Here is a 23,593-nt window from a genome sequence, read left to right on the forward strand (position 1 = left end):
CATCAAAAGCGAATATCCTTCATATACCTTATAGTTCATAAATCCCCTTGTATTTTGTTTCTAAATAATCCGCTAAATAGTTCGCATTTAATCCTTCACCCGTTACATCTTGTAAAATTTCTAACGGTTTTTTCATTTTTCCATATTGGTGAATATTTTTTGTTAACCATTCACGAATTGGTGCAACATTTCCTTCTTCTAATAGTTCATCAAAATTTGGAATATCTTCTAGCATCTTATGCTTGAATTGTGCTGCATACATGTAACCAAGTGCATATGATGGGAAGTATCCGAAATCCCCACCAGCCCAGTGTACATCTTGCAGTACACCTTGTGCGTCGTTTTCCGGACGAATTCCTAGGTAGTTCTCCATTTTTTCGTTCCAAACAGATGGTAAGTCTTTAACTTCTAATGTTCCATCAAATAATTCTTTTTCAATTTCATAACGAACCATCACATGAAGTGGGTACGTTAATTCATCCGCTTCAATACGAATGAAAGATGGTTTCGATTCATTAATTGCATCGTAGAATTCATCCACAGACAGATTATTAAATTGACCATCTGTATATTGTTTTAATAAATCATAGTTCTTCATCCAGAACGACTTATTGTGACCAATAAAATTCTCAAAGAATAAAGATTGTGATTCATGAATACCCATAGATGTACCATCACAAAGCGGTGTACCTTCTAATTCTTTTGAAATATTTTGTTCATACACTGCATGACCGCATTCATGAATTGTTCCAAATATCGCCATGCGGAAATCATTTTCATCATAACGTGTTGTAATACGGACATCACCGCGATTTAATGTAATTGCAAATGGATGCACTGTTTCGTCTAAACGACCTGCATCAAAATTATAATCTAATTGCTTTAGTAGTTGTAAACTAAATTGTTTTTGCTGCTCCTTGGAAAAATGTTTACTTAAGGCTTCCGTTTGCAGCATTTTACTTGCGCTAGCAATTTTCCCAACAAGCGGAACAATACGCTCACGTAATTGTCCAAATACGCGGTCTAATACTTCTACTGTTACACCAGGTTCGTACATATCTAATAATGTATTATACTTGTATGTTTCATAACCCCAATATGTAATAAACTTCTTTTTATATTCAACAATCTTTTCTAAGTATGGACGGAACATTTCAAAATCAGATTTTTCGCGTGCTTCTTCCCACACACTCTCTGCTTTTGCTTGTAATTTGACGAATTCCTCGTATTCATTCTTTGGAATTTTTTTATTTCGATCATATTCTTTTCGGCACTCTTCTACAGTTTTTCTTGTCACATCTGAGAGTTTTCCTTCTGCAATTAACTCTTCTAATCCTATTAAATAGGCCTCCATCTCTTTAGAAGTTGACATATCAAACACTTCTGCAGAAAGCATACCAATTACTTCAGAACGTTGATCTACACCGTTTTTGGGCGCACCTGTGCGTAAATCCCAAAATATAAGGTTCAGCGCTTCCTCATAATTCATCATTTTCTTTATAAAAGCTAGAAACTCTTTTTCAATTTCATATGTAACTGCCGTCATATTCAAAACCCTCCTTTTCCTACTCCACTTTAATTCAACACAACTACACAAATTCCTCTTATATATAAATAAGCTTGGCATATGCCAAGCTTATTGTAACATTTCCCCTTCTACTGGGAGAACTTGTTTGACAGCTTCTACTACTTTTTTATTCTCACCTTCTGATAAGAATAACGAAATACATCCTTTATCTTCACTCGTACGAATTAAACGCCCAATTCCTTGACGAAGACGTAAAATCATATACGGAACATCAACATCCCAAAACGGATCATTTACGTGCTTGCGCTTCGCTTCAAATACAGGGTCATTCGGAGGAAATGGAAGTGACCAAATAATAACATGAGATAGCGAAGAACCAGGAATATCTAAACCTTCCCATAAATGAACCGCACATAATACCGTTTCCTCTTCATTTTGGAATCGAGAAACAAGCTGACTAATCTCTTGATCTCCTTCATATAAAAACGGTACTGACATTTGTTCTTTACCTACATATTCTTTAAACGCTATTAATTCTTGTTTTGTACGGAATAGAATTAATGTGCGTCCATTTGTTTTTTGAATTTCTTCTAATGCATACTGACATTTTTTTTCCCATTCATTCTCTTTTGCATATGTTGGTAAATATACTTTCATTTGCTCTTCATATTCGAATGGAGAAGCAACTGAAAATGATAAATAATCCTTTACTCCTAAACTATTTGCAATAAATGCAAAAGAATTGTTTTCTGACAATGTCGCAGATGAGAAAATGTACGGAATTTTTTTGGAGAATACTTTTTCTTGCAGCACTTCTTCCACCGCACGCGGCATGATAACAAGCGTAAAGGTACCATCGCCTTCTTCTCCCCACGTAATTACATTTTTCTCATGCATAAACAAACGTAATGAATGTTCTAATACATCTAAATGTTCGTCAACAATATTTAAATCATATGTGTTCACAGTATACATTTCACTTTCAAAAACAAGCGCGTCGCCAACTTCAGAAATTTTTGCATATAAGCGCTTTGCTTCTGTCATTACTTTTTCTGTTAATTGAATTTCTAAACGATCAGAACCAGCAATTTCTTTCTTACTTTCTTTTAGCGCTTCAAAGAACTGTTCCGTTTGCCAAATTGTTTCTTCTACTAAATGAGCAAACTCTTCGCGAATATCATTTTGCAGTAATCTTGTTAAAAGTTGTTCCATCATTGTTTGTTTTAAACGATACGTAAGTGCTTTTTGCGCTGCATATTCTACAAGATGCCCTTCATCAAAAACAACGCAGCTACTTTCCGGTAACAATGGCATTTGCCCTTCACGTTTACGTGCATCATATGTCCAAATATGATCCATGTAGAAATCTTGCGAACAAATAATTAAATCTGCTGCTTTACGATAATGTTCACGAGATAACGTTTGTCCGCAGCGATGACGGGACTCACATGTGAAACAGTCCTGGAAATAATCCCAAGATACTTTAGACCATTCTTCATCGTTTAATAACGGAAATTCTTTTCGATCGCCGTAATGAGTAAAGTTTTGCATTGTTCCATGATCAAATACGAATTGAGGCAATTCATAATATAAATCTTCAATCACTTCCGGAGCTCGTCCACTCATTACATCTTCGAGTTTACGTAAACATAGATAATTATCCATTGATTTTGCCAAACGTACATCGACAGATAATCCTAATGCTTCTGATAATTTGGCAATGTCCCCTTCTTCTTTTACAAGCTGCTCAATCAACGTTTCGTCTGCACAAGCAATAATAGCTGGTTTCCCCGTATAACGTGCATAACAAATCGCATAAAGAAGATATACAATTGTTTTCCCCGTTCCAACACCCGCTTCAGAGAACATTACTTTCTTCTCTTGAAATGCTCGCTCTAATTGGAACGCCATAAAAATTTGCTCGTCACGCTCTTCAAATCCCTTTTCTGGTAAAATATCGTAAAATACGTCTCCAATCCACTCATTTAACTTGTCGAAAAAATTATCTTGTTTCCCCACTTCAAATGGCAGCTTTTGCTTCGTAAACATCGTATTCCTCCAACTACATAATTTCTATATAAAAAGACAGAGCAACCACTCATAAAAAGAGCAGTTGCTGTTTTCTTGTTGCTTACATAACAAACGAGCGAAAAAAGTTTTCCTAGATGCAGGAAAACTTTTTTACTCTATCAATGATTTTAAATACCGTTTATCAATCAATGTTTCATGTGATAAAGCTGATAAATACTCTTCACGTGCTCTTTGTAATTCATGATCCGCTACGCCGTGAAGGTTTACTTCTTTTTCTAATTCATCATGTGTATGATGAATAGCCTTTTGAATCATAGAAAATTGCAAACCATCCATTAGCGCTTCCTCCTTTAGATTATCGCATAATAGCAAGTATATGCGTTCTAAAGAAGTTTTATACTAATTACGCGGTGGGCGTTTGCCGAAATACTGATAGTAATCAGTACGAATAAATCCATTAAATAATTTTCGTTTCTTCGATGCATCCTTGCCGTACCATTTCTCAAACTCTGGATGGCTTGTTAATACATATAAAGACCAAGTATCCAGCGGGCGGAATGCTTGTCCCATCTCTGCATACATTTTTTCAACAAGCGGTTTTTCACTTAAACGCTCTCCGTATGGAGGATTCGTCACAACGTAACCATATTCCTCTTTTGTTGTAAAATCTTTTACTTGCATTTGCTTAAATGTAATAAGATCACTAAGCCCTACTTCATCAGCATTATCCTGGGCAACTTGTACCATACGATGATCAATATCTGATCCGATAATTTGAAGCGGTTGATCGTAATTCGCTAAGTCTTCCACTTCTTGACGAGCTTCATCCCAATTTTGTTTACCAATCCAACCCCATCCATCAGAAGCAAAATCACGGTTAAAGCCTGGAGCAATGTTTTGACCAATTAATGCGGCTTCAATTGGAATCGTTCCAGAACCACAAAAAGGATCTACAAACGGGCGATCTGCCTTCCAGTTGGTTAACATAATTAATGAAGCTGCCAACGTTTCTTTCAACGGTGCATCCCCTTGTCCAACGCGATATCCACGCTTATGAAGCCCAACACCACTTGCATCAATTGTCAACGTTGCAACATCTTTTAATAACGCAACTTCGATACGAAATAGCGGGCCATTCTCCTCAAACCATGTTGTACGTCTGTATGTACTTTTTAATTTTTCAACGACTGCTTTTTTTACGATACTTTGGCAATCAGGTACACTAAATAATGTAGATTTGATAGATTTACCAATAACAGGGAATTCTCCATTTTCCGGAATATAATCTCCCCAATTTAATGCCTTTGTTTTTTCAAATAATTCATCAAAAGTTGTTGCCTTAAATTCGCCAACTTTAATTTTCACACGATCCGCTGTACGGAGCCATAAATTACTGCGACAAATTGCCTTTTCGTCCGCTTCAAACGTTACTTTCCCATTATCTACCTGGCATTCATAACCGAGATCGCGAACTTCTCTTGCAACAAGCGCCTCAATTCCCATTGCAGCAGTTGCAATTAAAGTAACTTTTCCCATCTTCATTCTCCTCATAAATAAAGTAAAACTTTCTTTCGTGAACACTCTTCTCACGAAAAGTTAGTTGAACCAATCGAACTCTTACCTTCATACAACAAGAAAAAATACCGCCTATTTAAGCGGATAGAACTTCTTTACCATTTTAACTCATACTGTAACACTTCATACAAATAAAAAGCCCTCCTCTTACAAAGGAGAGCTGAACAAACTCATGATTGGTTCATAACGTTCTGTAAGCCATGTTCTGTACCTTTGTACTGCAAACGGCCCACGCCTCGTACTCCGGTGGCAATCATCTATCTACAGAGCAATTGCATCTGTCTTTTCCCATCGTTCATTTCCTTAGGAAAAGTTCCCCTACCAATATTTGGGTTTCTCGCTCGTGGGGTTTACCTCGTTCCACTCCCATCATTTCTTCTGGGACTTCGTCACTGTGGCACTTTAAAGGTAGTCAAACCATATCCAATGGACTTAGGTTTTTTCCCTGCCGTTAATCCAGCGTTACGCCAGAATACCCTAGCTTATGACTTCGCTAGGCACGAACACTACGACCATCTCAGGTCGTGCGAGCATGGACTTTCCTCTACAACAAAGCGTTGCAGCGATTACCCAAACGTTATGACATGAATTAGTATAGTGGAAACATAAATATTTTGCAACGTTTTTTGCATGTAAATTGCTACAAGTTTATTTAGATGCTTCCATTATTCGTACAACTTACTTCCAAACACAGCTTTTTCCAAATTCGACAGACGTTTTAAAATATCTGTATTCGTATTGTTATAAACTGGTTGCGGAGTAGGAACAGGAGCTGGAGTTGGCGCTGGCTGAGATTGCACTTGTTGTGCCATTGCTTTTTGTTGCTCCAATTCTTGCTTTAAACGTGAATTTTGTTGTTGTAATTGTTCAATTTCTTTATGGAATGCTTCATAATCCTTAATAATCATGTCTAAAAATTTGTCTACTTCTTCTTGTTGATAGCCTCGCATTCCCGTTTTAAACTCTTTTTCTAAAATGTCTTTCGCTGTTAACTTAATTTTATCAGAAATCATTTATTCCACCTCAAGTCTTTACCAAAACTTTCATTAAGTAAATTTTTTCAGAAACAGTCCGTTTTGTCAATCATATATCCTTATTCCACTGTTCTTCTTCTATTATATCTTGTAAATCAGAAAAAAGTATAAAATAGCATTGATAATTTTGTGCTTCTTCCTTTTTTTTTGCTACCTCTACCATATATTTAGGACTTCCTGGTTTCTCTTCATCATACATAGCAAGTAGTGCATCACTTTTTTCAATGAAAAACTGATTTTTTAGCCGGAATTGCTCTGGGCTTTCATATTTCCGCTTCGTTATACTATCTACGTGATCAGCTTGTGAAAGAATAAATTCATAATACTCCCGATTGTTTTCTTTCCAATTTTCTTCTTGCTCTAAAAAAGGGGTAAATACAGCTAATTTCAAATCTGAATACTCCAATTGCAAATCAAATACAACTTCAGCTGCCCATAGCTCAATCCCTAATTGTCCGCTAATCATAACCCATTCTAATCCTTCTTCTAACAAAGAAAGCAGTCTTTGATGTATCGCTTTTTTTATGTAAGAAATTCCAGGATGGTCATTTGAAAAAATGCCTAGTTCAAATGGCTTATATCCTGTAACAGCTACAACTTTCATATGAAACGCCCCTTCTCTAAAAAAAAGAACTAGCAATTTGCTAGTTCTAGCATAGCACTTACTTTTTAAACATGCCACCAACATTTGGGCCTGGTGGTAACATTGCTGGACTTACATTTGGTCCAACATTTGGGCCTGGCGGTAACATTGCTGGACTTACATTTGGTCCAACATTTGGACCAAATGGCGATACTTGAGGACCATATGGGCCATATCCACCAAATCCACCAACAAATCCTGGATCAACAGGGTCTATAACAGTTGCAGCAGAGTTTGTTTGTGGGAAAAAATGCTGAGATTGCACTTGCTGATGATGAACATGTTTCATATGTGTTGGGTGAATATGAGGGACCACCATTTTTGAGAATGTGTGTGTTTCACAACATTTTGTCGGATGCACAATAGGAGGTGTTGTTGTAATTGGTGAAACTGCTCCCCCAAAAGGTGCAACTGCTCCCCCGAAAGGTGCAACTGCTCCCCCGAAAGGTGCTGCTCCCCCGAAAGGTGCTGCTCCCCCGAAAGGTGCTGCTCCCCCGAAAGGTGCTGCTCCCCCGAAGCAAGGATGACAATGATACATAGTTCTCTCTCTCCTCTCACAGTTTGAAAATGAGCTTACACTTTACAATATGAGAAAAGAGTAAAAGCCGTTTGTTACAAATACCTATTTCTATATCGGAAATTTGTCTATAAAAATTGTTTAAAGTTTGTAAAAATAAAAACAATTAATGTAATCATGACAAAAAACAAAAGTAAAATAACCTTGTTCACATTCGTCCTCTCCATACATCATATTTTAACGCTACTGTCATTTTAAAATGGATGGAAGGTCCGAACAACTCTTTTTTATGACATTTCACATGCAAAATTTGGATTTTTATTAACCTACACATATCATCCGTATTTTAGAAAATCCTTCTTCAATCCTTCGCACATATTTTCCTATGTAAAAGATTGAAAAACGGCCCTTGTGAGCCCGATTTGTTCAACTAACCTTTCATGGGAAAGGCGCCCATGAAAGGAAGTTTCACTTTATAAAAAAGCCCCCTACTTGTTTGACAATACCGGTAATTTGATTCATTGCATTCATCATTTGACCTGCAGTACCCATCATTTTATTAATGTCATAATTTCCATCCGATGTTTTAAACTGCGACATCAGACTAGAAAATTGACTTGGCTGTTGTTGTTGTTTTGTATAATTTTGTTTATTCATCATCGGGTATGGCGTATGTGGATGAAAAGAAGATTGAATAGGTTGTTTCGGTGGATAAAACATTGATTGATTCATTGGTTGGTTCATTGGTGGAAGTTGAAAAGGTTGAAAATAATTTGTGTGATTCATATAGTAAGGTATGAATGGGTACATATTATAACGTAAGTATGGATCTTGTTCATTCTGATACATGCTAGAATGTTGAAACATACATTCTCCCCCCTCTAACGGTTTGCTATATAGTTAGAATATGAAATCGTAAAAAAAATGTGTAATCATCTCTAAGTTGAAAATTCCAGAGCAGGATAAATTAATATCAATTATACCTTACGCAAAATTTAAATTTTCAAAAAAATAAAAAAGTAAGCGTTTGTATGCTACCATTAAATAGAAAAGATTCTTATAGGGGAGGAATCAGCATGGTATTAGGGGAGTTAAAACAAGATTTTTTCGAAAAAAAGGGGTATGAACCTGCGGATTTAAATGAGTTACTTGATTTTGCAAGACACTCTTATTTACAAGGAAAAATTTGCTTATCACAGTATAGAAGTGTAACACGTGAACTAGAAACAATTGGAGCTACAAAACCAGCTTACGAAACAGAAAAAGATATCGTAACAGAAATATAAAGCAAAACTTTCATAAGTTAACCCCCACATACCTTCTTCACTTCTTTCTACATCTTGAGGCGGGGGTCTTACTGCCCTAAATTGCGGGATAAAAATAAGAGGGGGCTCCCCTCTTATCACCTACACTGTTCTAAAATATTTTGTAATGTATAATGAATCGCCTGATGTGTTTCATAAAAACGCTTTTTATTTATTTTCTGTGCAAAACACTGTAAAGAATTACTTTGTAAATTTGTACATACATGTTCAATTTGCTGCACATGTATATATTTAGGCTTTTCTCGGTTTAACCAATCAAGCGCAAGTTGTTTCCATTCTTCTAATCCTTCATCTACTTTAGACACAAATGGTTTTATATCATGATAAAAGTCAAACTCAAGTTTCTCGCGTTCCCTTTCCTTCGCAATTGTTTCATCATTATATTCAATTATTTTTTCTGTTACTTCAATCAATTCTATATATCCCACTATTTCCACCTACTTATATACTAACTGCTACTACTTGAAACGTTTGTACCCAATTCCCTTTCTCTTCATGATGCAATAATTTCGTTTCCATATGCTTTATATGCATTTCCATTATCTCTGCTTTATTAGCAACAAATTCTCTTTTATCCTTAAGCGCATGATTAACTCTCAGCGACACGTTCATTTCAAGCAAATCAAGAGTATTTAATAGCTGATCCATTTTTTTCATTACATCATCTTTCTGAACCATTTTCATCTTCAAAACGCCTCCCTCTTTGCCTTCCGTTTGTCATGTTAATTCGACAGCTCCTTTTTCGCTCCTGCACGCTTGACAAAACTAGTTTTAATTCGGCAAAGAAAGTGATTTTTTGTATGAAGTTTATGAAAGTGGCAACAATACGAAAGGGAGGTGTTGACAATGGCTAAAAACAAAAATGAAGATAAGAAAACACAAACTCAAACTCAAAACAAACGAAACAAACCAGAAACAGGAAATCCAAAATTGGATGGACCAAATTTCCCTGCTACATAAAGTGAAACTTCTTTTCATGGAAAAGATTTTCTTCCATGAAAAGTTAGTTGAACCAATCGGACTCTTACGCTTGGTTTGCTTTCCTCCCCGCTCTCACTTCTTACCAACCGTTTGAGCGGGGTAAAGTAAAACATCCATCAATGGTTACCTTTTTCCATTGATGGTTAGTTAAACCAATCGAACTCTTACAGCTAGTTTAACTCTCTTCCCGCTTTTCATAGAGCGGGATTTTTTTATTATATCATGAATATTAAATTCTTTTAAAAAAGACTGTTAATTGAAGCAAACACGTGTAATTGTTTCTGTTTGTGTAAAAACCATTCTGTAATATCAATATTTATTTTTGGTTCTTCAAACAAAAATAATTCCTCTATATTCATTCCTGAATGAAACCAATCTTTCCCTGCATCACGATGATGTGAGATAACAGAAAATACATCGCGAAGCTGAGGCGTATGTTGTTCCTTAAAAGTAAGGAAGTATTGTTCATAATCTAACCTTGACCCTGTATGAACTGTTTGAGAGGAGAAGGTATAAAACAAATCCTTATAAGTTGGATGAAATAATAACCATGCTAATCGTTTCCCTAGCTCAATTCTCTTTGTTAGTGTTTCGAACTGATGTACAGAGAATCCATATAATTTTCCAGTAACTGTCGGAAATATCGCCGCACTAAAATGAAACAATTCTTGAAATTTGAACAATAATGTTTGAAATACATGCTTTTGATAAAAAGGATGCTCAATTACCGGCTTTTGGATAATATGTTGTTCATTAATTATGAGAGCCTTCATAAGTCTATCCTCATTTTTTTGATTCCAAAAATAATTCCATTCTACTTCCATAAATATAGAAACAGAAAATATTTGCAACAAATGAAACAGAGGTTTTTGCATTTGTTTACTATACTCATACAATAACAGCTGGGGATATGCGTCTAAAAAAATAAGCCAATTTGAACGTTCATATGTAAGAAATAACTGTTTACGGATCTCCTTGGATAGAACTTTTGGATAATATTTTCCTTCTAAATCTGTCATATTCCAGCCTGCATTTCGAGATATCATACTGGCTAAAAATGACCAACGAATTTCTTTATTGTGCTCATAATATTCTTTATAAGCATGCGTACGCGAAATATTATCAGCATTAGCAAGGAGCGTTTGTTGTTCAATACGATGCACGAGCTCTTTCTCTTCTTTTGTATAAAAAGTAACTTGCCTTTTTTGTCTTATTTTTTCATATTCACTGTGTGCAAACACAATGCTTTCACCCCTTCTCTATGTTCAAAAAAATCGCCTATTTTTCATTTTTTTTGATATAATCACCTTTGTAAGTTATTCTATGCAAGTTGGAGTGGACAAACCATGACCATTCGTTACCCAAACGGAAGAAAGTATAAGGAAACGCAGCAAACTCATAATGCGCCTACAAGAAAACATACTTATAGTAATAGAGGTATGTCACTTGAAGAGGAATTAAACGAAACAAATCAGTACTATTTAACGCACAACATTGCTTGTGTTCATAAAAAGCCCACTCCTCTTCAAATTGTAAAAGTCGATTATCCGAAACGAAGCGCTGCTGTGATTAAAGAAGCGTACTTTAAGCAACCTTCCACAACCGATTACAACGGTGTATACAAAGGCAAATACATTGACTTTGAAGCGAAAGAAACTAAAAATAAAACAAGCTTTCCATTACAAAACTTTCATCTTCATCAAATTCAACATATGAAACAAGTATTAGCTCATAATGGGATTGCATTTGTTATTATTAAATTTACGCTTTATGATGAATTTTATTTATTAGAAGCAAAACATGTCATTACATTTTGGAATCGACAAGAAGCTGGTGGACGTAAATCCATTACAAAACAGGAAGTGGAAGAGTGTGGATACTTATTACCATGCGGTTATCACCCTCGCATTGATTATATTCGCGTACTAGACACACTTTATTTTTCGTGATAGAGTCAACAATAAGGCTCATTTTTCGACTTTTGGGGAGGAAATGAAAGGTAGGAGAAAGTATAATGTCAGAAAATTATCGTTCTCGTGAAGAACGAAAACAAGCTAAAAAACAGAAGCAAGAAAATCCTAAAAAAGCGAAACCAAAGAAAAAAGGCTCGTTTCTACGTAAATTTTTAATCACTTGCTTATTAGTCGGCATCGTGACACTAGTAGCTGGGGTTTCTGCTTTCTTTATTATGATAAAGGATGCTCCAAAATTAGATAAAGCAAAACTTGAGATTCCATTATCAACAAAATTTTATGATAAAGACGGCAAGTTCTTATACGAATATGGCGCTGAAAAGCGAACGAAAATCACATATGATCAAGTTCCAAAAGTAGTAGAAAATGCCTTCCTAGCTACAGAAGATTCACGCTTTTATGAGCACCATGGGATTGATTATAGACGTACTGCAAAAGCGATTTTCTTAAATGTAACTGGAGATTTCGGTTCTCAAGGTGGTAGTACAATTACACAGCAAGTTATTAAAAACTACTTCCTAACAATGGAAAAAACAACAAAACGTAAAGTACAAGAATGGTATTTAGCTTACAAGCTAGAGCAACAATATTCAAAACATGAAATTCTAGAAATGTACTTAAACAAGATTAACTTAGGTAACCGTTCTTATGGTATCGCAACAGCTGCAAAAAATTACTATGGAAAAGACCTAAAAGATTTAAAATTAAATGAGGCAGCGATGCTTGCGGGATTACCACAAGGACCTAATATTTATGATCCTACAAAACCAGAAAACGTGAAGCGTGCAACAGAACGACGCGACACAGTATTATATTTAATGAACAGACATGGCTATATTACGAAGCAAGAAATGGAAGATGCGAAGAAAATTCCAGTAACGGAAGGTCTTCAGCCGTCTCAAGAAGCAACACAAATGCCTTACCAAGGATTCTTAGATGCTGCAGTAAAAGAAATCGAATCACAAATTAAAGATGTCAACATCGGTTCTGATGGTCTTTCTATTTACACAACATTAGATCCAAAAGCACAGAACTATGCAGATAAAATAATGAACACAGAAGATGTTATTAACTATCCGAACGAGCAATTCCAAGGTGCATTTGTATTTATGGATACGGAATCGGGCGAAGTTCGTGCAATTGGTAGCGGACGAGGTGAAAATAAAGCAACATTTAAAGGACATAACATGGCCGTTGACTTACAGCGCCAAGTGGGTTCTACAATGAAGCCAATTTTTGACTACGGCCCTGCTATTGAATATAAACAATGGTCAACGTATCATCAAGTTGACGATTCGCCGTTTAAATATTCAACAGGACAAGAGGTTCGAAATTTTGATAACGACCACAAAGGTCCAATGTCAATGCGTGATGCATTAGCACAGTCTCGTAACGTTCCTGCTGTGAAAACTGCTAAAGAAGTCGGTTTAGATAAATCACAATCTTTTGCTGAAGGACTTGGTATGACATTTGGACAAGATGGTGTACATGAATCAACAGCAATCGGAAGTAATGAAGCATCCCCTCTTGACCTTGCTGGTGCCTATGCATCATTCGGAAATGGCGGTGTATATCATAAACCACACTTCGTAACAAAAGTTGTATATCCTGATGGCAAAGAAGTGAACTTTACACCAAAAGGAAAACGAGTAATGAAAGATTACACAGCATATATGATTACTGATATGCTTCGTAGTGTTGTGGATTCTGGTACTGGTAAAGCAGCAAATGTTCCATCATTAGACGTTGCTGGTAAAACGGGAACAACAAACTTTGATGACAAAGTATTACGAAAATATGGCATTCCATCCTCAGCAAACCGTGACAGTTGGTTCGCTGGCTATACACCACAATATACAATGGCTGTATGGACCGGGTACGATAAAGATGGTCCAGAAAATTATATTGCTAATAAATCATCAACAGCTACTATCGCACAACGTATGTTTAAAGCGATGATGAGTGAATTTGGATCTGATAATTCTCGCTTTGAAATGCCAAGTAGTGTAGAACGCGTAAATAATGAGCTTTATGTTAAAGGTGCTAAAAAAGATGATGTTCCAAAAATTAACGTTGATGCACCAACTGGGCTAAATGCATCATATGATGCTGCATCGCAAAGTATTTCGTTAAGTTGGTCTGGCTCATCTGATTCAGACGTATCCTATGCTGTAAGCTATAAAGGTAGTGATGGTTCTAGCGGTAGTGCAAAAGTAAGTGGCGCAAGTGCAACCATTAGCGGTACAAAACCTGGTGTTACCTATACCATCTCTCTTGTTGCGAAAAAAGGTGGCAGCTCGAGTGATGCAGTAACTGCAACAGTAGTAGTACCTGGTAGTGATGATACTCAGAAAAAAGCTGATGATGAGGCTAAGAAAAAAGCCGATGAAGAAGCCAAGAAAAAAGCTGATGATGAGGCTGCTAAGAAAGCCGAACAGGATAAACAAAATCAACAAAATGGAAATACTAAGCCGGATGAAGGAACAAATCCGAATCCGAATCCGAACCCAAATCCGAATCCGAACCCAAATCCGAATCCGAACCCAAATCCGAACCCGAATCCACCAACTACACCGACAACACCTCCAGAAGGTGGAAATACAGGTAATCAGAGTGGACAACAGCAATCTACACATTAATAAAAAAGAAGCCATCTTCACTGAGAAGATGGCTTCTTTTTTATTATAATTATTTTTACATATAGCTTTTCTACCTCTTCATACAATTGTATCAGCTGAATAAAAGAATGATAATGATCTGGCTGTTTCGTAATAAATAAAAAACGTTCCATGAAGTTAACTGGCTTTTTTTCTAACCTTTCTATTTGTTCATTCATATCCTTTAAACTGACAACAGACGTTCCATTGATCCAGTGTAAAATCGATAAAAGATGTCCTGCAAAGCGTACCATCGGATCTTTTGCTTCTTTTTTGTTCCGATTTCGAAATAGTATAGAAATCTCTTCTTTTTGTTCTTTCCATAAGTTTAATACAGTAGAAATGCTCATTTCTATCTCATTCCAAGGCTTATACCGCTGATCGATATCAAAGAGAAAGCACGTCTCTTTTAAAAGCTCTCCAAATGATTTTTCTGCATTGTATTCAATAACAGTCTCTTCTTTGAAAAAAGGACTATACCGAAAATCATTGGGTATTTCAAGGACTTGCTTCATTTCTTCTCCTTCTCTCTCATACGTTTCTTACCTTCACGACATAGCTCTAACAACCTACATTCTTCACACTGAGGACGCTGCGCCTTACAGTGATAGCGCCCAAAGAAAATCATACGATGATGTGTTACACCCCACTCTTCCGTCGGTACCTTCTTCATTAATGTCTTCTCTACCTCTAATACAGAATCTTTCCATTTACAAAAGGCAAGTCGTTTACTAACGCGCTCTACATGCGTATCAACGGCAATGGCCGGAATACCAAATGCAACGGAGACAACAACGTTTGCTGTTTTACGTCCTACACCTGGCAACTTCGTTAACTCGTCTCTATCCTGCGGAACCTCTCCATTATATTCATCAATAAGCATACGACATAGTTTTTGAATATTTTTTGCTTTATTTCGATACAAACCAATAGAACGAATATCTTGTTGCAATTCTTCTAAAGACACCCTTAAATAATCTTCTGGTGTTTTATATTTTTGAAATAAATTTTTTGTTACTTTATTTACAAGAACATCTGTACACTGCGCAGATAGTGCTACCGCAATAACAAGTTCAAATGCGTTGTCATGATTAAGTTCACAATGCGCTTCTGGATACATTTCTCCCATTACATCAAGGCAATGTCTAATTTGTGTTTTGTTTAGCATTTTTTCCTCCTACCATTATTGCTCTAGCCAATTATAAAACGGCACTTTTCCTGTATACTTTGTTTCTTGGTGTGATACTTTCTGATTTCGTTGCTGATTTTCTCTAAATTTCCGTCCTTGGTTCTGCGCTTGATCAACCGTTTTAATTCCGTTCTTCTTCCACTCAAACAATATGCGATCGATATAACGAAAGTTCAACTTTCCACTCATAACAGCCTCTCGAAGAGCACTTTGAATTAAAAGTGGATCGTGATGATCCTGATCTTGCCACATTGCTAATGTCTCACATTCAAATGGAGATAATGGTCTTCCAAATTCATGCTCAAACACCGTATATAAATTTATTTGTAATTGTTTTTGTTCTCGCTCTTCTTCTTCAATATTTTCACTCATTAAAAAGTGTAATATCTTTTCCCAAAGAGGCTGTAATGAGTAGCTTTCACAAATCATTGCCGCGGATTTGCGTCCTCCTTCTAACGCTAAAAAACCTTTTTGAATTAACGTTTGAATAATCTCCATACACTTTGTTTGCGTAATGGTCATCCGCTCTGCAATTTCTCCTGGTGTTGGGAAAGAGTTTCCCGATTCTAAAAATGTATGCACATGAAGTAATACCATAAACTCTACTTCATTTAAACCAAGTTTTTTATAGTGCATCATTAATAACTTTGGAATCGCAATGCTGCCTTGTTCAAACCACTCTAACATGATTTTCTTCTTCATAATCAAACACCTCGCTTTCTAGTATAACACACCTCTTCACATTTCTTTTTAGCACAATTCGTCAAAAAAACCTCCCTATATGAAAGGGAGGTATCATTTAAGCTGTCTAAGGTAAGCAACAACTATAGAAATGAAGGAGCTACGCTTAGCCCTTCATTTTGTTTTTCATAAATGTATTAATACGTTCTAACGCCTTCTCTAGTTGTTCAAGTGAAGTTGCGTATGATAAACGAACGTTATTTGGTGCTCCGAATCCTGTTCCTGGAATGAGGGCAACTTTTTCTTCTTCTAATAATGCTTTTGCCCATTCATCAACTGTTTCATAACCAGCTAATGCTACTGCTTCTTTCACATTCGGGAACAGATAGAACGCTCCTTGCGGTTTAATGCAAGAGAACCCAGGAATTTGAATCAGTTTCTCATAAACGATATTCAAACGCTCTTCAAACGCGCTGCGCATCATTTCTACAGGTTGTTGATCTCCAGCATAAGCAGCAATCGCTCCGTACTGCGCAATTGAAGTAGGGTTTGATGTACTGTGACTTGCTAAGTTCGTCATTGCTTTAATAAGTTCTTTATTACCTGCTGCATAACCAATACGCCATCCTGTCATTGAGTGCGACTTTGATACACCGTTAATAATAAGAGTTTGTTCTTTTAATTCATTAGAAATCTCAGCAATTGATATATACTCTGCATCGCCATAAATTAATTTCTCATAAATTTCATCAGAAACAATTAAAATGTTATGCTCTAAGCATACTTGCCCAAGCTGCTGCAACTCTTCTTTGCTATAAATCATCCCTGTTGGGTTGCTAGGTGAGTTAATAATTACGGCTTTCGTTTTCTCTGTAATCACTTGACGCAATTGCTCTGGTGTGATTTTATAATTATTTTCTTCTAATCCATCTACATATACTGGTTCACCACCTGCAAGCTTTACTTGCTCTGGATAACTTACCCAATACGGAGTTGGAATAATAACTTCATCACCTTCATCAAGTAATACTTGAAACAGCGTATATAAAGCATGCTTTGCACCGTTACATACAATAACTTGAGAAGGTTCATAAGATATACCTTGGTCACGCTCAAACTTTTTAATAATTTCTTGTTTCAGCGTAGCTAATCCACCTGTTGGTGTATATTTCGTATAACCTTCTAACATTGCTTTATGAGCAGCATCTATAATATGCTCTGGTGTATTAAAGTCAGGCTCTCCTGCTCCTAATGCAATTACATCATGTCCTTCTGCTTTTAACGCTTGTGCTTTTGCTGTAATTTCTAACGTTGTAGACGGTGTTAGAGCAGCTACTCTCTTTGCTAATTTCATCCTGAGTTCCCCCTGCACTTATTTTTCAATGCTGTATCGTTTTAAAAACTTACCATCTTCGAATGCAAGATAATAGTAAGTGTAACGATTTTCATCATCAATATATGTAACTTCCCATAATGGGACATTGTTTTCAGCGCCTAATTTTGCTTTCACAAATTGCTTTGGCTTTCTCTCTTTGGAAACAATTTGCAACGCATCTTTTTCAGAAATACCTTCACTTGCTTTTCGCACCAAAATATCTCCTTTTTTCTCAGGCACCCAAACGATATATTGTTCTCCTTTTTCATTCACACCTTGTACAACTTCATATGGAGCTTGACCGTTATAATAATCGACTGTTGTTACTTTGGTAAGTTTTGCTTTTTCTTTTGCAATCTCAACTGTTTTCGATTCTTTCGGAACTTTTTTCTCCATCGTTGTATTATAAATGTGTACCCCATATAAAACAACAGCAACGATTACAATAAATATTGTTAAAATCCACTTTTTCATTGTATCACTACGTTCTGTAAATCGTAAATATTGCTGTCTCTTTTTCTTTTTCGTCTAACGCTAATCCGAACATCAGATCTTTTTCTTTTAATGTTCGATTTAAACTATCAACAATCTTGTATAAATCAGACGTGTATCCAAGACGCGTCGTTGATAGTACTTCAATTTTCTTCTCCATAAAAACTCCTCCGTTACACAAAATTTCTAATTATAGAAGAACGCATTGCGGTTACAATAAGAGTACATTCTTTATAAACCCTGCTTCATCACCCATTTATTATAGCAGGACATGTTCTTCAAAAAAAGGTTTGAAGTCGAAAACCATCGTATTTCTATACTTAATGTAAGAAAAAATAAAATTTCCTCCTACCCACATGTAACGCCTGAAGCAAATTTGCTTTAGGCGTTAGTTTTTATCATGCTATTTGCAAGTAGTAAAAAACCCCCTCAAGATTTTGAGAGAAACAGTAATAACTGCTGACATATGCCCGGACGTACTTTCCATCATTAGGGGCATGAAGCCCCCTACTTATTCCATTTTTTCTAGCAAATCTTCTAACGGTCCTTCGTACAACGGAATGCTCGGAATAGATTGAAGAAATCGTTTCCCATAAAAAGATGCGGTGAGACGACGATCTAACACAAATACTGTTCCTGTATCCGTCGTTGTACGGATAAGGCGTCCAAAACCTTGTTTAAAACGAAGAATTGCTTGTGGCAAAGCAATTTTTGTAAATGAATCTTCGCCTATTTCTTTTAGCCGTTCACTTTTCGCTTGCATCATTGGCTGATGCGGTGATGTGAACGGAAGACGAACAATTACAAGACAGCTTAACGCCTCTCCTGGTATATCAATTCCTTCCCAAAAACTACTTGTTCCTAATAATATAGATTTTTCAAACTCCTGGAACTTTCGAATCATTCGAGTACGGCTACGATTATGAACACTTTGTGTTAACAAAAGAAATTCTTCCAGCGCCTCTTCTTTTTTCAATACTTCAAATGTCTGTTTTAGCATTTCATATGATGTAAATAAAACAAGCATTCGACCATTTGTAGCTTTAGCGATCTTCATAATATGCTCAGACACTGCTCTTACATACTCTTCTTCACTTACATGTTTAATATGCGGAATATCTGTTGAAACCATTAATTTTACTTGCTCTTCATAATGAAATGGTGATGGAATTGTTAATGCATTCGGTGTAAAATCCACTAACCCAAGCTCTTCTTCTATATAATCAAACGTATCATTCACAGTTAAAGTAGCTGAAGTAAAAATAACACTTCGCTTGCGGGTTAAAAATTGATCTGCAAATAAATCGCTTATATCTACTGGCTGTGCATATAGAATAGTCGAATGAATTGTTCCTTTCGCTTCTGCTTCCATCCATGTCACATAACTCGTATCTTCTAAAATAAGTTTCCGTAAAGAATGGGTCATCTTAGAAAGTACCTCTATAAGATGCACAAACTCCCCCGTAATCATATGCATTTCCCATTCATTTTGCCTTTGCAACATTTCACCTTGTTTTTCTAATAGCATAAGCAATTTGCCTAGTTGATGCAGAAAACGATCCGTTAATTCAACAATACTGCGCCAAAGTTTCCCTCGTTCTTTATTTACATCATAACGATACATAAGCGGCATATTTACAGGTGCATGTTCTTGCTTTGTTCTTTGGAATATAAATGTACGCAGCATTTGGAATAGCTCATCTGCATCAAACTTGATTTCTTTCAACGTACGACTAATCGTTTGAAACTCAGAACGAACAGCAATTTGCGACTGTTTCATCATATCGTACACTTTGGCTAACACATCAGATGTTTCTAATGTACCAAAACGCGATAAAATAAGTTGAAAATACATACAAGAAAACTGCTCTCCTAATGCTCTACTTGCCGTTTCTTCCAGATGGTGAGCTTCATCAAAAATAATATGTTCACATGATACAAGTAATGATTCTTCACTTACGAAATCTTGAAATAACAATGTATGATTTGTGATTACAACATCAGCAAATAATGCTTTATTTTTTGCACGCTGATAAAAACAGCGGCTAAACCACGCACTCTTTATACTGTTTGGACTATGGGCATCACTGCAAATACGTTCCCATAAAAACTTTCCTCCGGCTGGAATATTTAACTCATCTCGATCTCCTGAGTCTGTCTCAAGAAGCCATACTAAAATTTTTGCTTTCGTTAATGCATCATCATAATGATTGTCCACTTCGCCTAGTGCATGCTCAAATTTATGTAAACATAGATAATGCTTCCTTCCTTTTAACATGGCTACTTCAAAAGGAAATGGAATTATTTTTTTCAACAATGGAATTTCCTTTGCTAAAATTTGTTGCTGCAACTGCACAGTTTGTGTACTAATGACTACCGGCTGTTCTTTTTCTTTCGCATAAAAAATACTAGGCAGTAAATACGCTAGTGTTTTCCCTGTACCTGTTCCGGCTTCAATTAACGAAAATCGAGAGTCCCTAAGCGCTTCGTATACTTCATTTATCATCATCTGCTGCCCTTCTCTTTTTTCAAAAAACGGCATTACTTCAGCTAAACGCTGCGTCGCTTCTGTTAAAAAAGAAGAAAAGTCAGCAATTTTCTCCTCACCAATCTGCAATGCATAATTGCGTTTGCAGAGAGCAATATTTCGATGTATATCATATTTTTCCGCATCATCTGTTCCATGTATCATCTTATTCAAAATACATACAGACATAATGTCTCCGATGTTACTTTGGAACATATCGCTTAATTCATATAACGCTTGCAATGTAACGAGTGGTAAACTTTCTATTTTAGAAAGCAATTGTAAAAATATCTCTGCTGTTACCATTGCATCACTATCAGCACGATGAGGCTGATCATGATCAAAGCCATATCTTTTTGCTAAATTACGTAATTTATAACTATCAGCTGTCGGCAATAAAATATGTGCCATTTCAACTGTATCAATTTTGGGGCATGTTACTTCTAGGAATCCCGCTTGCCGTAATTCTTCTTGTAAAAAATTCCAATCAAAATGAACATTATGCGCAACAAAGTACGAACCTTGTAATAGTTCAATAATCATCGGCGCTACATCTCTGAATAACGGAGCTTGTTTCACAAGTGTTTCATCAATTCCCGTCAATTCTGTAATAAATGGTGGAATGTCCCGTTCAGGATTTACAAAAGAAGAGAAAATTTCAAGAATTTCTCCATCTTCTACAACAACTGCTGCAATTTGAGTAATTTTATCTTTTCCATCTTTCCAGGCATTCCCTGTCGTTTCTAAATCGACTACGACATAACGCTTACTCATCTATGACACCTCAATTTCTTACCTTTCAAACAATCAAAATTTCTATAGTGTTACTATACCACGTTTTCACTCATCTTAATGGAAAGATACGAAAAATGAAATGATTTTGCTTTCACACAAGAAAAGCTATCCCTTTCACAGAGATAGCTTTTTGTATACATTATAAAATTGTGCCTGCTTTTTCCGCTCCAAGCATTTCCATAATTTGATTATTGTCATCTAAAACAGCAATTTTCGGAACATGTGTTAGTACTTTTTCTTCTGAAACTAGCCCGTAGCAAATGATAATAACTTTATCGCCTGGCTGAACGAGTCGAGCAGCTGCACCGTTTAAACAGATTACCCCTGTGCCGCGTTCTCCTTTTATAACATATGTTTCTAAACGAGCACCGTTATTATTGTTTACAATTTGCACTTTCTCATTTTCAACAATACCAACTGCATCCATTAAATCCTCATCAATTGTAATACTTCCTACATAATTTAAATTTGCTTCCGTTACCGTAGCTCGGTGTAACTTCGCTCTCATCATTGTGCGAAACATAGTTGCTCCTCCTTATTCAACCGTAAATGTAATATTATCAATTAATCGTGCATTTTCAAACTTTACAGCTATTGCAATAATCATACGTCCGCTTATTTTCTCAACCTCAGTTAAATTCGGATACGCATATAGATCAGCATAATCGATAACACCATGTGTGTTCGTTTCAATATATTCTTTAATGAAGTTCGTAATATTTTTTGAATTACGTTCCCCTTTAGCAATTCGTTCTTTTGCCATGCATAAGCTTTTATATAATTGCGGCGCTTCTTGACGTTCTCTCTCTGATAAATAAATGTTGCGAGAACTACGTGCTAAGCCATCTTCTTCGCGAACAATTTCAACTGGCACAATTGTAACAGGAATATTATAATCATCCACAAATCCTTCAATAACTGCTACTTGCTGTGCATCTTTCATACCAAAATACGCATGATTTGGCATTGTAATATTGAAAAACTTCATCAATACCGTTACAACTCCAGCAAAATGACCTGGTCGCTGCTTTCCGCACAAAACATTCGTACGCTTCACAACTTCAAGATTTGTTGTTCGCTCTGCAGGATACATTTCTTCGACACCTGGATAAAATAAATAATCCACTTCTACTTCACGTGCTAAGCGCTCATCACGTTCAATATCACGCGGATAGCGATCTAAATCTTCATTCGGTCCAAACTGCAATGGATTTACAAATATACTTAACATAACAATATCATTTTCTTTTTTCGCTTGTCTCAGTAACGTTAAATGCCCTTCATGCAAATAGCCCATCGTTGGAACGAACCCAACTTTTTTTCCACTTGCACGAAGCTCCTCCGCGATTTGCTGCATCTCTTGCACTGTCGTAATAATATGCATTATTGTTTTCCTCCGTATAACGCTAAGCATTCTTCTTCTTTCATCGTAAACGAATGTTCTTTCTCTGGAAATTGTCTTACCTTTACCTCATGAACATATTGTTCAATACCTCTTACTATCTCTTCTTGCACAGACGTGTATTGCTTCACAAATTTCGGAACGCGTTTTACACCATACGTAATAAGATCGTGATATACGAGAACTTGACCGTCCGTTCCATTACCAGCGCCAATGCCGATGGTTGGAATTGATAATTGTTTTGTTACAAGTTCCGCTAATTGCATTGGTACACATTCTAATACAAGCGCAATTGCTCCAGCCTCTTCACATTTTTTGGCGTCCTCTAACAACTTCTTCGCACTTTCTGCATCTTTTCCTTGCACTTTATAGCCACCTAGTACACCGACAGATTGCGGTGTTAATCCAAGGTGAGCTACAACCGGAATCCCTGCATTCGTAAGGAAACGAATGATTGATACAACTTCATCTGCTCCTTCAACTTTTACTGCATGCGCACCACTTTCTTGCACAATGCGGCGCGCATTATGCATTGTTTCTTGCAACGAAACATGATAAGACATAAATGGCATATCTGTTACAACAAATGTATTTTTCGCTCCGCGGCGCACTGCTTTCGTATGATGAATCATATCATCAACTGTTACTGGAATTGTTGAATCATAGCCAAGTACAACCATGCCAAGCGAGTCACCAACTAAAATCATGTCAACTTCTGCTTCTTCAGCAAACTTTGCTGATGGATAGTCATATGCAGTTACCATTGCAATCGGTTCACTTTGCTCTTTCATTTTTAAAAAATCCGTTACAGTTTTCAAAAACTTCTCCTCCTTTACCTGGAGAGAGGAGATGGCCGGATGAAGAAAAC

General features: G+C 36.4%; 24 protein-coding genes and 1 other RNA gene. 3 read left to right on the plus strand and 22 right to left on the minus strand.

What is annotated here, in order from left to right:
* Positions 1–28: 28 nt before the first annotated feature.
* The 9 genes from ACFQZ1_RS06090 to ACFQZ1_RS06130 all read right to left on the minus strand — a co-directional run bounded on the left by ACFQZ1_RS06090 (position 29) and on the right by ACFQZ1_RS06130 (position 8,195).
* Positions 29–1,546 (minus strand): carboxypeptidase M32, encoded by a 1,518-nt coding sequence (locus ACFQZ1_RS06090; protein WP_377881216.1) that lies wholly within the window; start codon positions 1,544–1,546, stop codon positions 29–31.
* Between the two features lie 90 nt (positions 1,547–1,636).
* A complete protein-coding gene (locus tag ACFQZ1_RS06095; RefSeq protein WP_377881218.1) occupies positions 1,637–3,577 on the minus strand; it encodes an ATP-dependent DNA helicase in 1,941 nt (646 codons plus the stop codon).
* Between the two features lie 132 nt (positions 3,578–3,709).
* Positions 3,710–3,895, minus strand: a complete 186-nt coding sequence (locus tag ACFQZ1_RS06100; RefSeq protein WP_377881219.1) for a DUF3921 family protein — start codon at positions 3,893–3,895, stop codon at positions 3,710–3,712.
* A gap of 63 nt (positions 3,896–3,958) precedes the next feature.
* Positions 3,959–5,095, minus strand: a complete 1,137-nt coding sequence (locus ACFQZ1_RS06105) for a THUMP domain-containing class I SAM-dependent RNA methyltransferase (RefSeq protein ID WP_377881220.1) — start codon at positions 5,093–5,095, stop codon at positions 3,959–3,961.
* 228 nt (positions 5,096–5,323) lie between these two features.
* An RNA gene (rnpB, locus tag ACFQZ1_RS06110) (RNase P RNA component class B) lies at positions 5,324–5,712 on the minus strand.
* Positions 5,713–5,799: 87 nt separating this feature from the next.
* The gene (gene gpsB / locus ACFQZ1_RS06115) at positions 5,800–6,147 is read right to left on the minus strand and encodes a cell division regulator GpsB (RefSeq protein WP_098309365.1); all 348 of its coding nucleotides are present in this window, start codon (positions 6,145–6,147) and stop codon (positions 5,800–5,802) included.
* A 70-nt stretch (positions 6,148–6,217) separates the two neighbouring features.
* On the minus strand, positions 6,218–6,772 hold the full coding sequence (locus ACFQZ1_RS06120) for an SLOG family protein (RefSeq protein ID WP_377881221.1): 555 nt from the start codon (positions 6,770–6,772) through the stop codon (positions 6,218–6,220).
* 58 nt (positions 6,773–6,830) lie between these two features.
* Positions 6,831–7,349, minus strand: coding sequence for a spore coat protein (locus ACFQZ1_RS06125; protein WP_377881222.1), 519 nt, complete (start codon positions 7,347–7,349; stop codon positions 6,831–6,833).
* A gap of 447 nt (positions 7,350–7,796) precedes the next feature.
* Positions 7,797–8,195: a YppG family protein gene (locus ACFQZ1_RS06130; protein ID WP_377881223.1), complete on the minus strand. Its 399-nt coding sequence runs from the start codon at positions 8,193–8,195 to the stop codon at positions 7,797–7,799.
* A 209-nt stretch (positions 8,196–8,404) separates the two neighbouring features.
* Between ACFQZ1_RS06130 and ACFQZ1_RS06135 the strand changes: the two genes are divergently transcribed.
* On the plus strand, positions 8,405–8,614 hold the full coding sequence (locus ACFQZ1_RS06135; protein WP_377881224.1) for a YppF family protein: 210 nt from the start codon (positions 8,405–8,407) through the stop codon (positions 8,612–8,614).
* A 116-nt stretch (positions 8,615–8,730) separates the two neighbouring features.
* Here the strand turns inward: ACFQZ1_RS06135 and ACFQZ1_RS06140 are convergent, their stop codons facing one another.
* The 3 genes from ACFQZ1_RS06140 to ACFQZ1_RS06150 form a co-directional block, all read right to left on the minus strand.
* Positions 8,731–9,081, minus strand: coding sequence for a YppE family protein (locus tag ACFQZ1_RS06140; protein WP_377881226.1), 351 nt, complete (start codon positions 9,079–9,081; stop codon positions 8,731–8,733).
* A 13-nt stretch (positions 9,082–9,094) separates the two neighbouring features.
* The gene (locus tag ACFQZ1_RS06145) at positions 9,095–9,337 is read right to left on the minus strand and encodes a hypothetical protein (RefSeq protein WP_377881228.1); all 243 of its coding nucleotides are present in this window, start codon (positions 9,335–9,337) and stop codon (positions 9,095–9,097) included.
* A 536-nt stretch (positions 9,338–9,873) separates the two neighbouring features.
* On the minus strand, positions 9,874–10,875 hold the full coding sequence (locus ACFQZ1_RS06150) for a DUF2515 domain-containing protein (RefSeq protein ID WP_377881229.1): 1,002 nt from the start codon (positions 10,873–10,875) through the stop codon (positions 9,874–9,876).
* A gap of 105 nt (positions 10,876–10,980) precedes the next feature.
* Between ACFQZ1_RS06150 and recU the strand changes: the two genes are divergently transcribed.
* Positions 10,981–11,583, plus strand: coding sequence for a Holliday junction resolvase RecU (gene recU, locus ACFQZ1_RS06155; protein WP_377881230.1), 603 nt, complete (start codon positions 10,981–10,983; stop codon positions 11,581–11,583).
* 65 nt (positions 11,584–11,648) lie between these two features.
* Positions 11,649–14,246, plus strand: coding sequence for a transglycosylase domain-containing protein (locus tag ACFQZ1_RS06160; RefSeq protein WP_377881231.1), 2,598 nt, complete (start codon positions 11,649–11,651; stop codon positions 14,244–14,246).
* Between the two features lie 17 nt (positions 14,247–14,263).
* Here ACFQZ1_RS06160 and ACFQZ1_RS06165 read toward each other — a convergent pair whose 3' ends face one another.
* The 10 genes from ACFQZ1_RS06165 to panB all read right to left on the minus strand — a co-directional run bounded on the left by ACFQZ1_RS06165 (position 14,264) and on the right by panB (position 23,543).
* Positions 14,264–14,779 carry a YpoC family protein gene (locus ACFQZ1_RS06165; RefSeq protein WP_377881232.1) on the minus strand — a complete coding sequence of 172 codons (516 nt, stop codon included), beginning with the start codon at positions 14,777–14,779 and terminating at the stop codon, positions 14,264–14,266.
* Positions 14,776–15,432, minus strand: coding sequence for an endonuclease III (nth, locus tag ACFQZ1_RS06170; protein ID WP_377881233.1), 657 nt, complete (start codon positions 15,430–15,432; stop codon positions 14,776–14,778). Before nth ends, ACFQZ1_RS06165 begins: the two co-directional genes overlap by 4 nt.
* 15 nt (positions 15,433–15,447) lie before the next feature.
* Complete coding sequence (dnaD, locus tag ACFQZ1_RS06175) at positions 15,448–16,155, minus strand: DNA replication protein DnaD (RefSeq protein ID WP_377881234.1); 708 nt, start codon at positions 16,153–16,155, stop codon at positions 15,448–15,450.
* 145 nt (positions 16,156–16,300) lie between these two features.
* A complete protein-coding gene (locus ACFQZ1_RS06180; protein WP_377881236.1) occupies positions 16,301–17,488 on the minus strand; it encodes a pyridoxal phosphate-dependent aminotransferase in 1,188 nt (395 codons plus the stop codon).
* Positions 17,489–17,506: 18 nt separating this feature from the next.
* A complete protein-coding gene (locus tag ACFQZ1_RS06185) occupies positions 17,507–17,983 on the minus strand; it encodes a cell wall elongation regulator TseB-like domain-containing protein (RefSeq protein WP_377881238.1) in 477 nt (158 codons plus the stop codon).
* Between the two features lie 7 nt (positions 17,984–17,990).
* Positions 17,991–18,161, minus strand: a complete 171-nt coding sequence (locus tag ACFQZ1_RS06190; protein WP_098309380.1) for a YpmA family protein — start codon at positions 18,159–18,161, stop codon at positions 17,991–17,993.
* A 351-nt stretch (positions 18,162–18,512) separates the two neighbouring features.
* Positions 18,513–21,302 carry an ATP-dependent DNA helicase DinG gene (dinG, locus tag ACFQZ1_RS06195; RefSeq protein ID WP_377881239.1) on the minus strand — a complete coding sequence of 930 codons (2,790 nt, stop codon included), beginning with the start codon at positions 21,300–21,302 and terminating at the stop codon, positions 18,513–18,515.
* A gap of 160 nt (positions 21,303–21,462) precedes the next feature.
* Positions 21,463–21,846: an aspartate 1-decarboxylase gene (panD, locus tag ACFQZ1_RS06200; protein ID WP_377881241.1), complete on the minus strand. Its 384-nt coding sequence runs from the start codon at positions 21,844–21,846 to the stop codon at positions 21,463–21,465.
* A gap of 12 nt (positions 21,847–21,858) precedes the next feature.
* Positions 21,859–22,707, minus strand: a complete 849-nt coding sequence (gene panC / locus ACFQZ1_RS06205; protein ID WP_377881242.1) for a pantoate--beta-alanine ligase — start codon at positions 22,705–22,707, stop codon at positions 21,859–21,861.
* The gene (gene panB / locus ACFQZ1_RS06210; RefSeq protein WP_377881243.1) at positions 22,707–23,543 is read right to left on the minus strand and encodes a 3-methyl-2-oxobutanoate hydroxymethyltransferase; all 837 of its coding nucleotides are present in this window, start codon (positions 23,541–23,543) and stop codon (positions 22,707–22,709) included. The genes panC and panB overlap by 1 nt, the downstream gene beginning before the upstream one ends.
* Between the last annotated feature and the right edge of the window lie 50 nt (positions 23,544–23,593).

The sequence above is a fragment of the Bacillus sp. CGMCC 1.60114 genome, from assembly GCF_042676365.1.
Classification (GTDB): Bacteria; Bacillota; Bacilli; order Bacillales; family Bacillaceae_G; genus Bacillus_A; species Bacillus_A rhizoplanae_A.

Bases quoted from the DNA above. Each gene is read 5' to 3' on its own strand.
- ACFQZ1_RS06090 (WP_377881216.1), bottom strand. From the start codon at position 1,546: ATGACGGCAGTTACATATGAAATTGAAAAAGAGTTTCTAGCTTTTATA.
- ACFQZ1_RS06095 (WP_377881218.1), bottom strand. From the start codon at position 3,577: ATGTTTACGAAGCAAAAGCTGCCATTTGAAGTGGGGAAACAAGATAAT.
- ACFQZ1_RS06100 (WP_377881219.1), bottom strand. From the start codon at position 3,895: ATGGATGGTTTGCAATTTTCTATGATTCAAAAGGCTATTCATCATACA.
- ACFQZ1_RS06105 (WP_377881220.1), bottom strand. From the start codon at position 5,095: ATGGGAAAAGTTACTTTAATTGCAACTGCTGCAATGGGAATTGAGGCG.
- gpsB (WP_098309365.1), bottom strand. From the start codon at position 6,147: ATGATTTCTGATAAAATTAAGTTAACAGCGAAAGACATTTTAGAAAAA.
- ACFQZ1_RS06120 (WP_377881221.1), bottom strand. From the start codon at position 6,772: ATGAAAGTTGTAGCTGTTACAGGATATAAGCCATTTGAACTAGGCATT.
- ACFQZ1_RS06125 (WP_377881222.1), bottom strand. From the start codon at position 7,349: ATGTATCATTGTCATCCTTGCTTCGGGGGAGCAGCACCTTTCGGGGGA.
- ACFQZ1_RS06130 (WP_377881223.1), bottom strand. From the start codon at position 8,195: ATGTTTCAACATTCTAGCATGTATCAGAATGAACAAGATCCATACTTA.
- ACFQZ1_RS06135 (WP_377881224.1), top strand. From the start codon at position 8,405: ATGGTATTAGGGGAGTTAAAACAAGATTTTTTCGAAAAAAAGGGGTAT.
- ACFQZ1_RS06145 (WP_377881228.1), bottom strand. From the start codon at position 9,337: ATGAAAATGGTTCAGAAAGATGATGTAATGAAAAAAATGGATCAGCTA.
- recU (WP_377881230.1), top strand. From the start codon at position 10,981: ATGACCATTCGTTACCCAAACGGAAGAAAGTATAAGGAAACGCAGCAA.
- ACFQZ1_RS06160 (WP_377881231.1), top strand. From the start codon at position 11,649: ATGTCAGAAAATTATCGTTCTCGTGAAGAACGAAAACAAGCTAAAAAA.
- ACFQZ1_RS06165 (WP_377881232.1), bottom strand. From the start codon at position 14,779: ATGAAGCAAGTCCTTGAAATACCCAATGATTTTCGGTATAGTCCTTTT.
- nth (WP_377881233.1), bottom strand. From the start codon at position 15,432: ATGCTAAACAAAACACAAATTAGACATTGCCTTGATGTAATGGGAGAA.
- dnaD (WP_377881234.1), bottom strand. From the start codon at position 16,155: ATGAAGAAGAAAATCATGTTAGAGTGGTTTGAACAAGGCAGCATTGCG.
- ACFQZ1_RS06180 (WP_377881236.1), bottom strand. From the start codon at position 17,488: ATGAAATTAGCAAAGAGAGTAGCTGCTCTAACACCGTCTACAACGTTA.
- ACFQZ1_RS06185 (WP_377881238.1), bottom strand. From the start codon at position 17,983: ATGAAAAAGTGGATTTTAACAATATTTATTGTAATCGTTGCTGTTGTT.
- ACFQZ1_RS06190 (WP_098309380.1), bottom strand. From the start codon at position 18,161: ATGGAGAAGAAAATTGAAGTACTATCAACGACGCGTCTTGGATACACG.
- dinG (WP_377881239.1), bottom strand. From the start codon at position 21,302: ATGAGTAAGCGTTATGTCGTAGTCGATTTAGAAACGACAGGGAATGCC.
- panD (WP_377881241.1), bottom strand. From the start codon at position 21,846: ATGTTTCGCACAATGATGAGAGCGAAGTTACACCGAGCTACGGTAACG.
- panC (WP_377881242.1), bottom strand. From the start codon at position 22,707: ATGCATATTATTACGACAGTGCAAGAGATGCAGCAAATCGCGGAGGAG.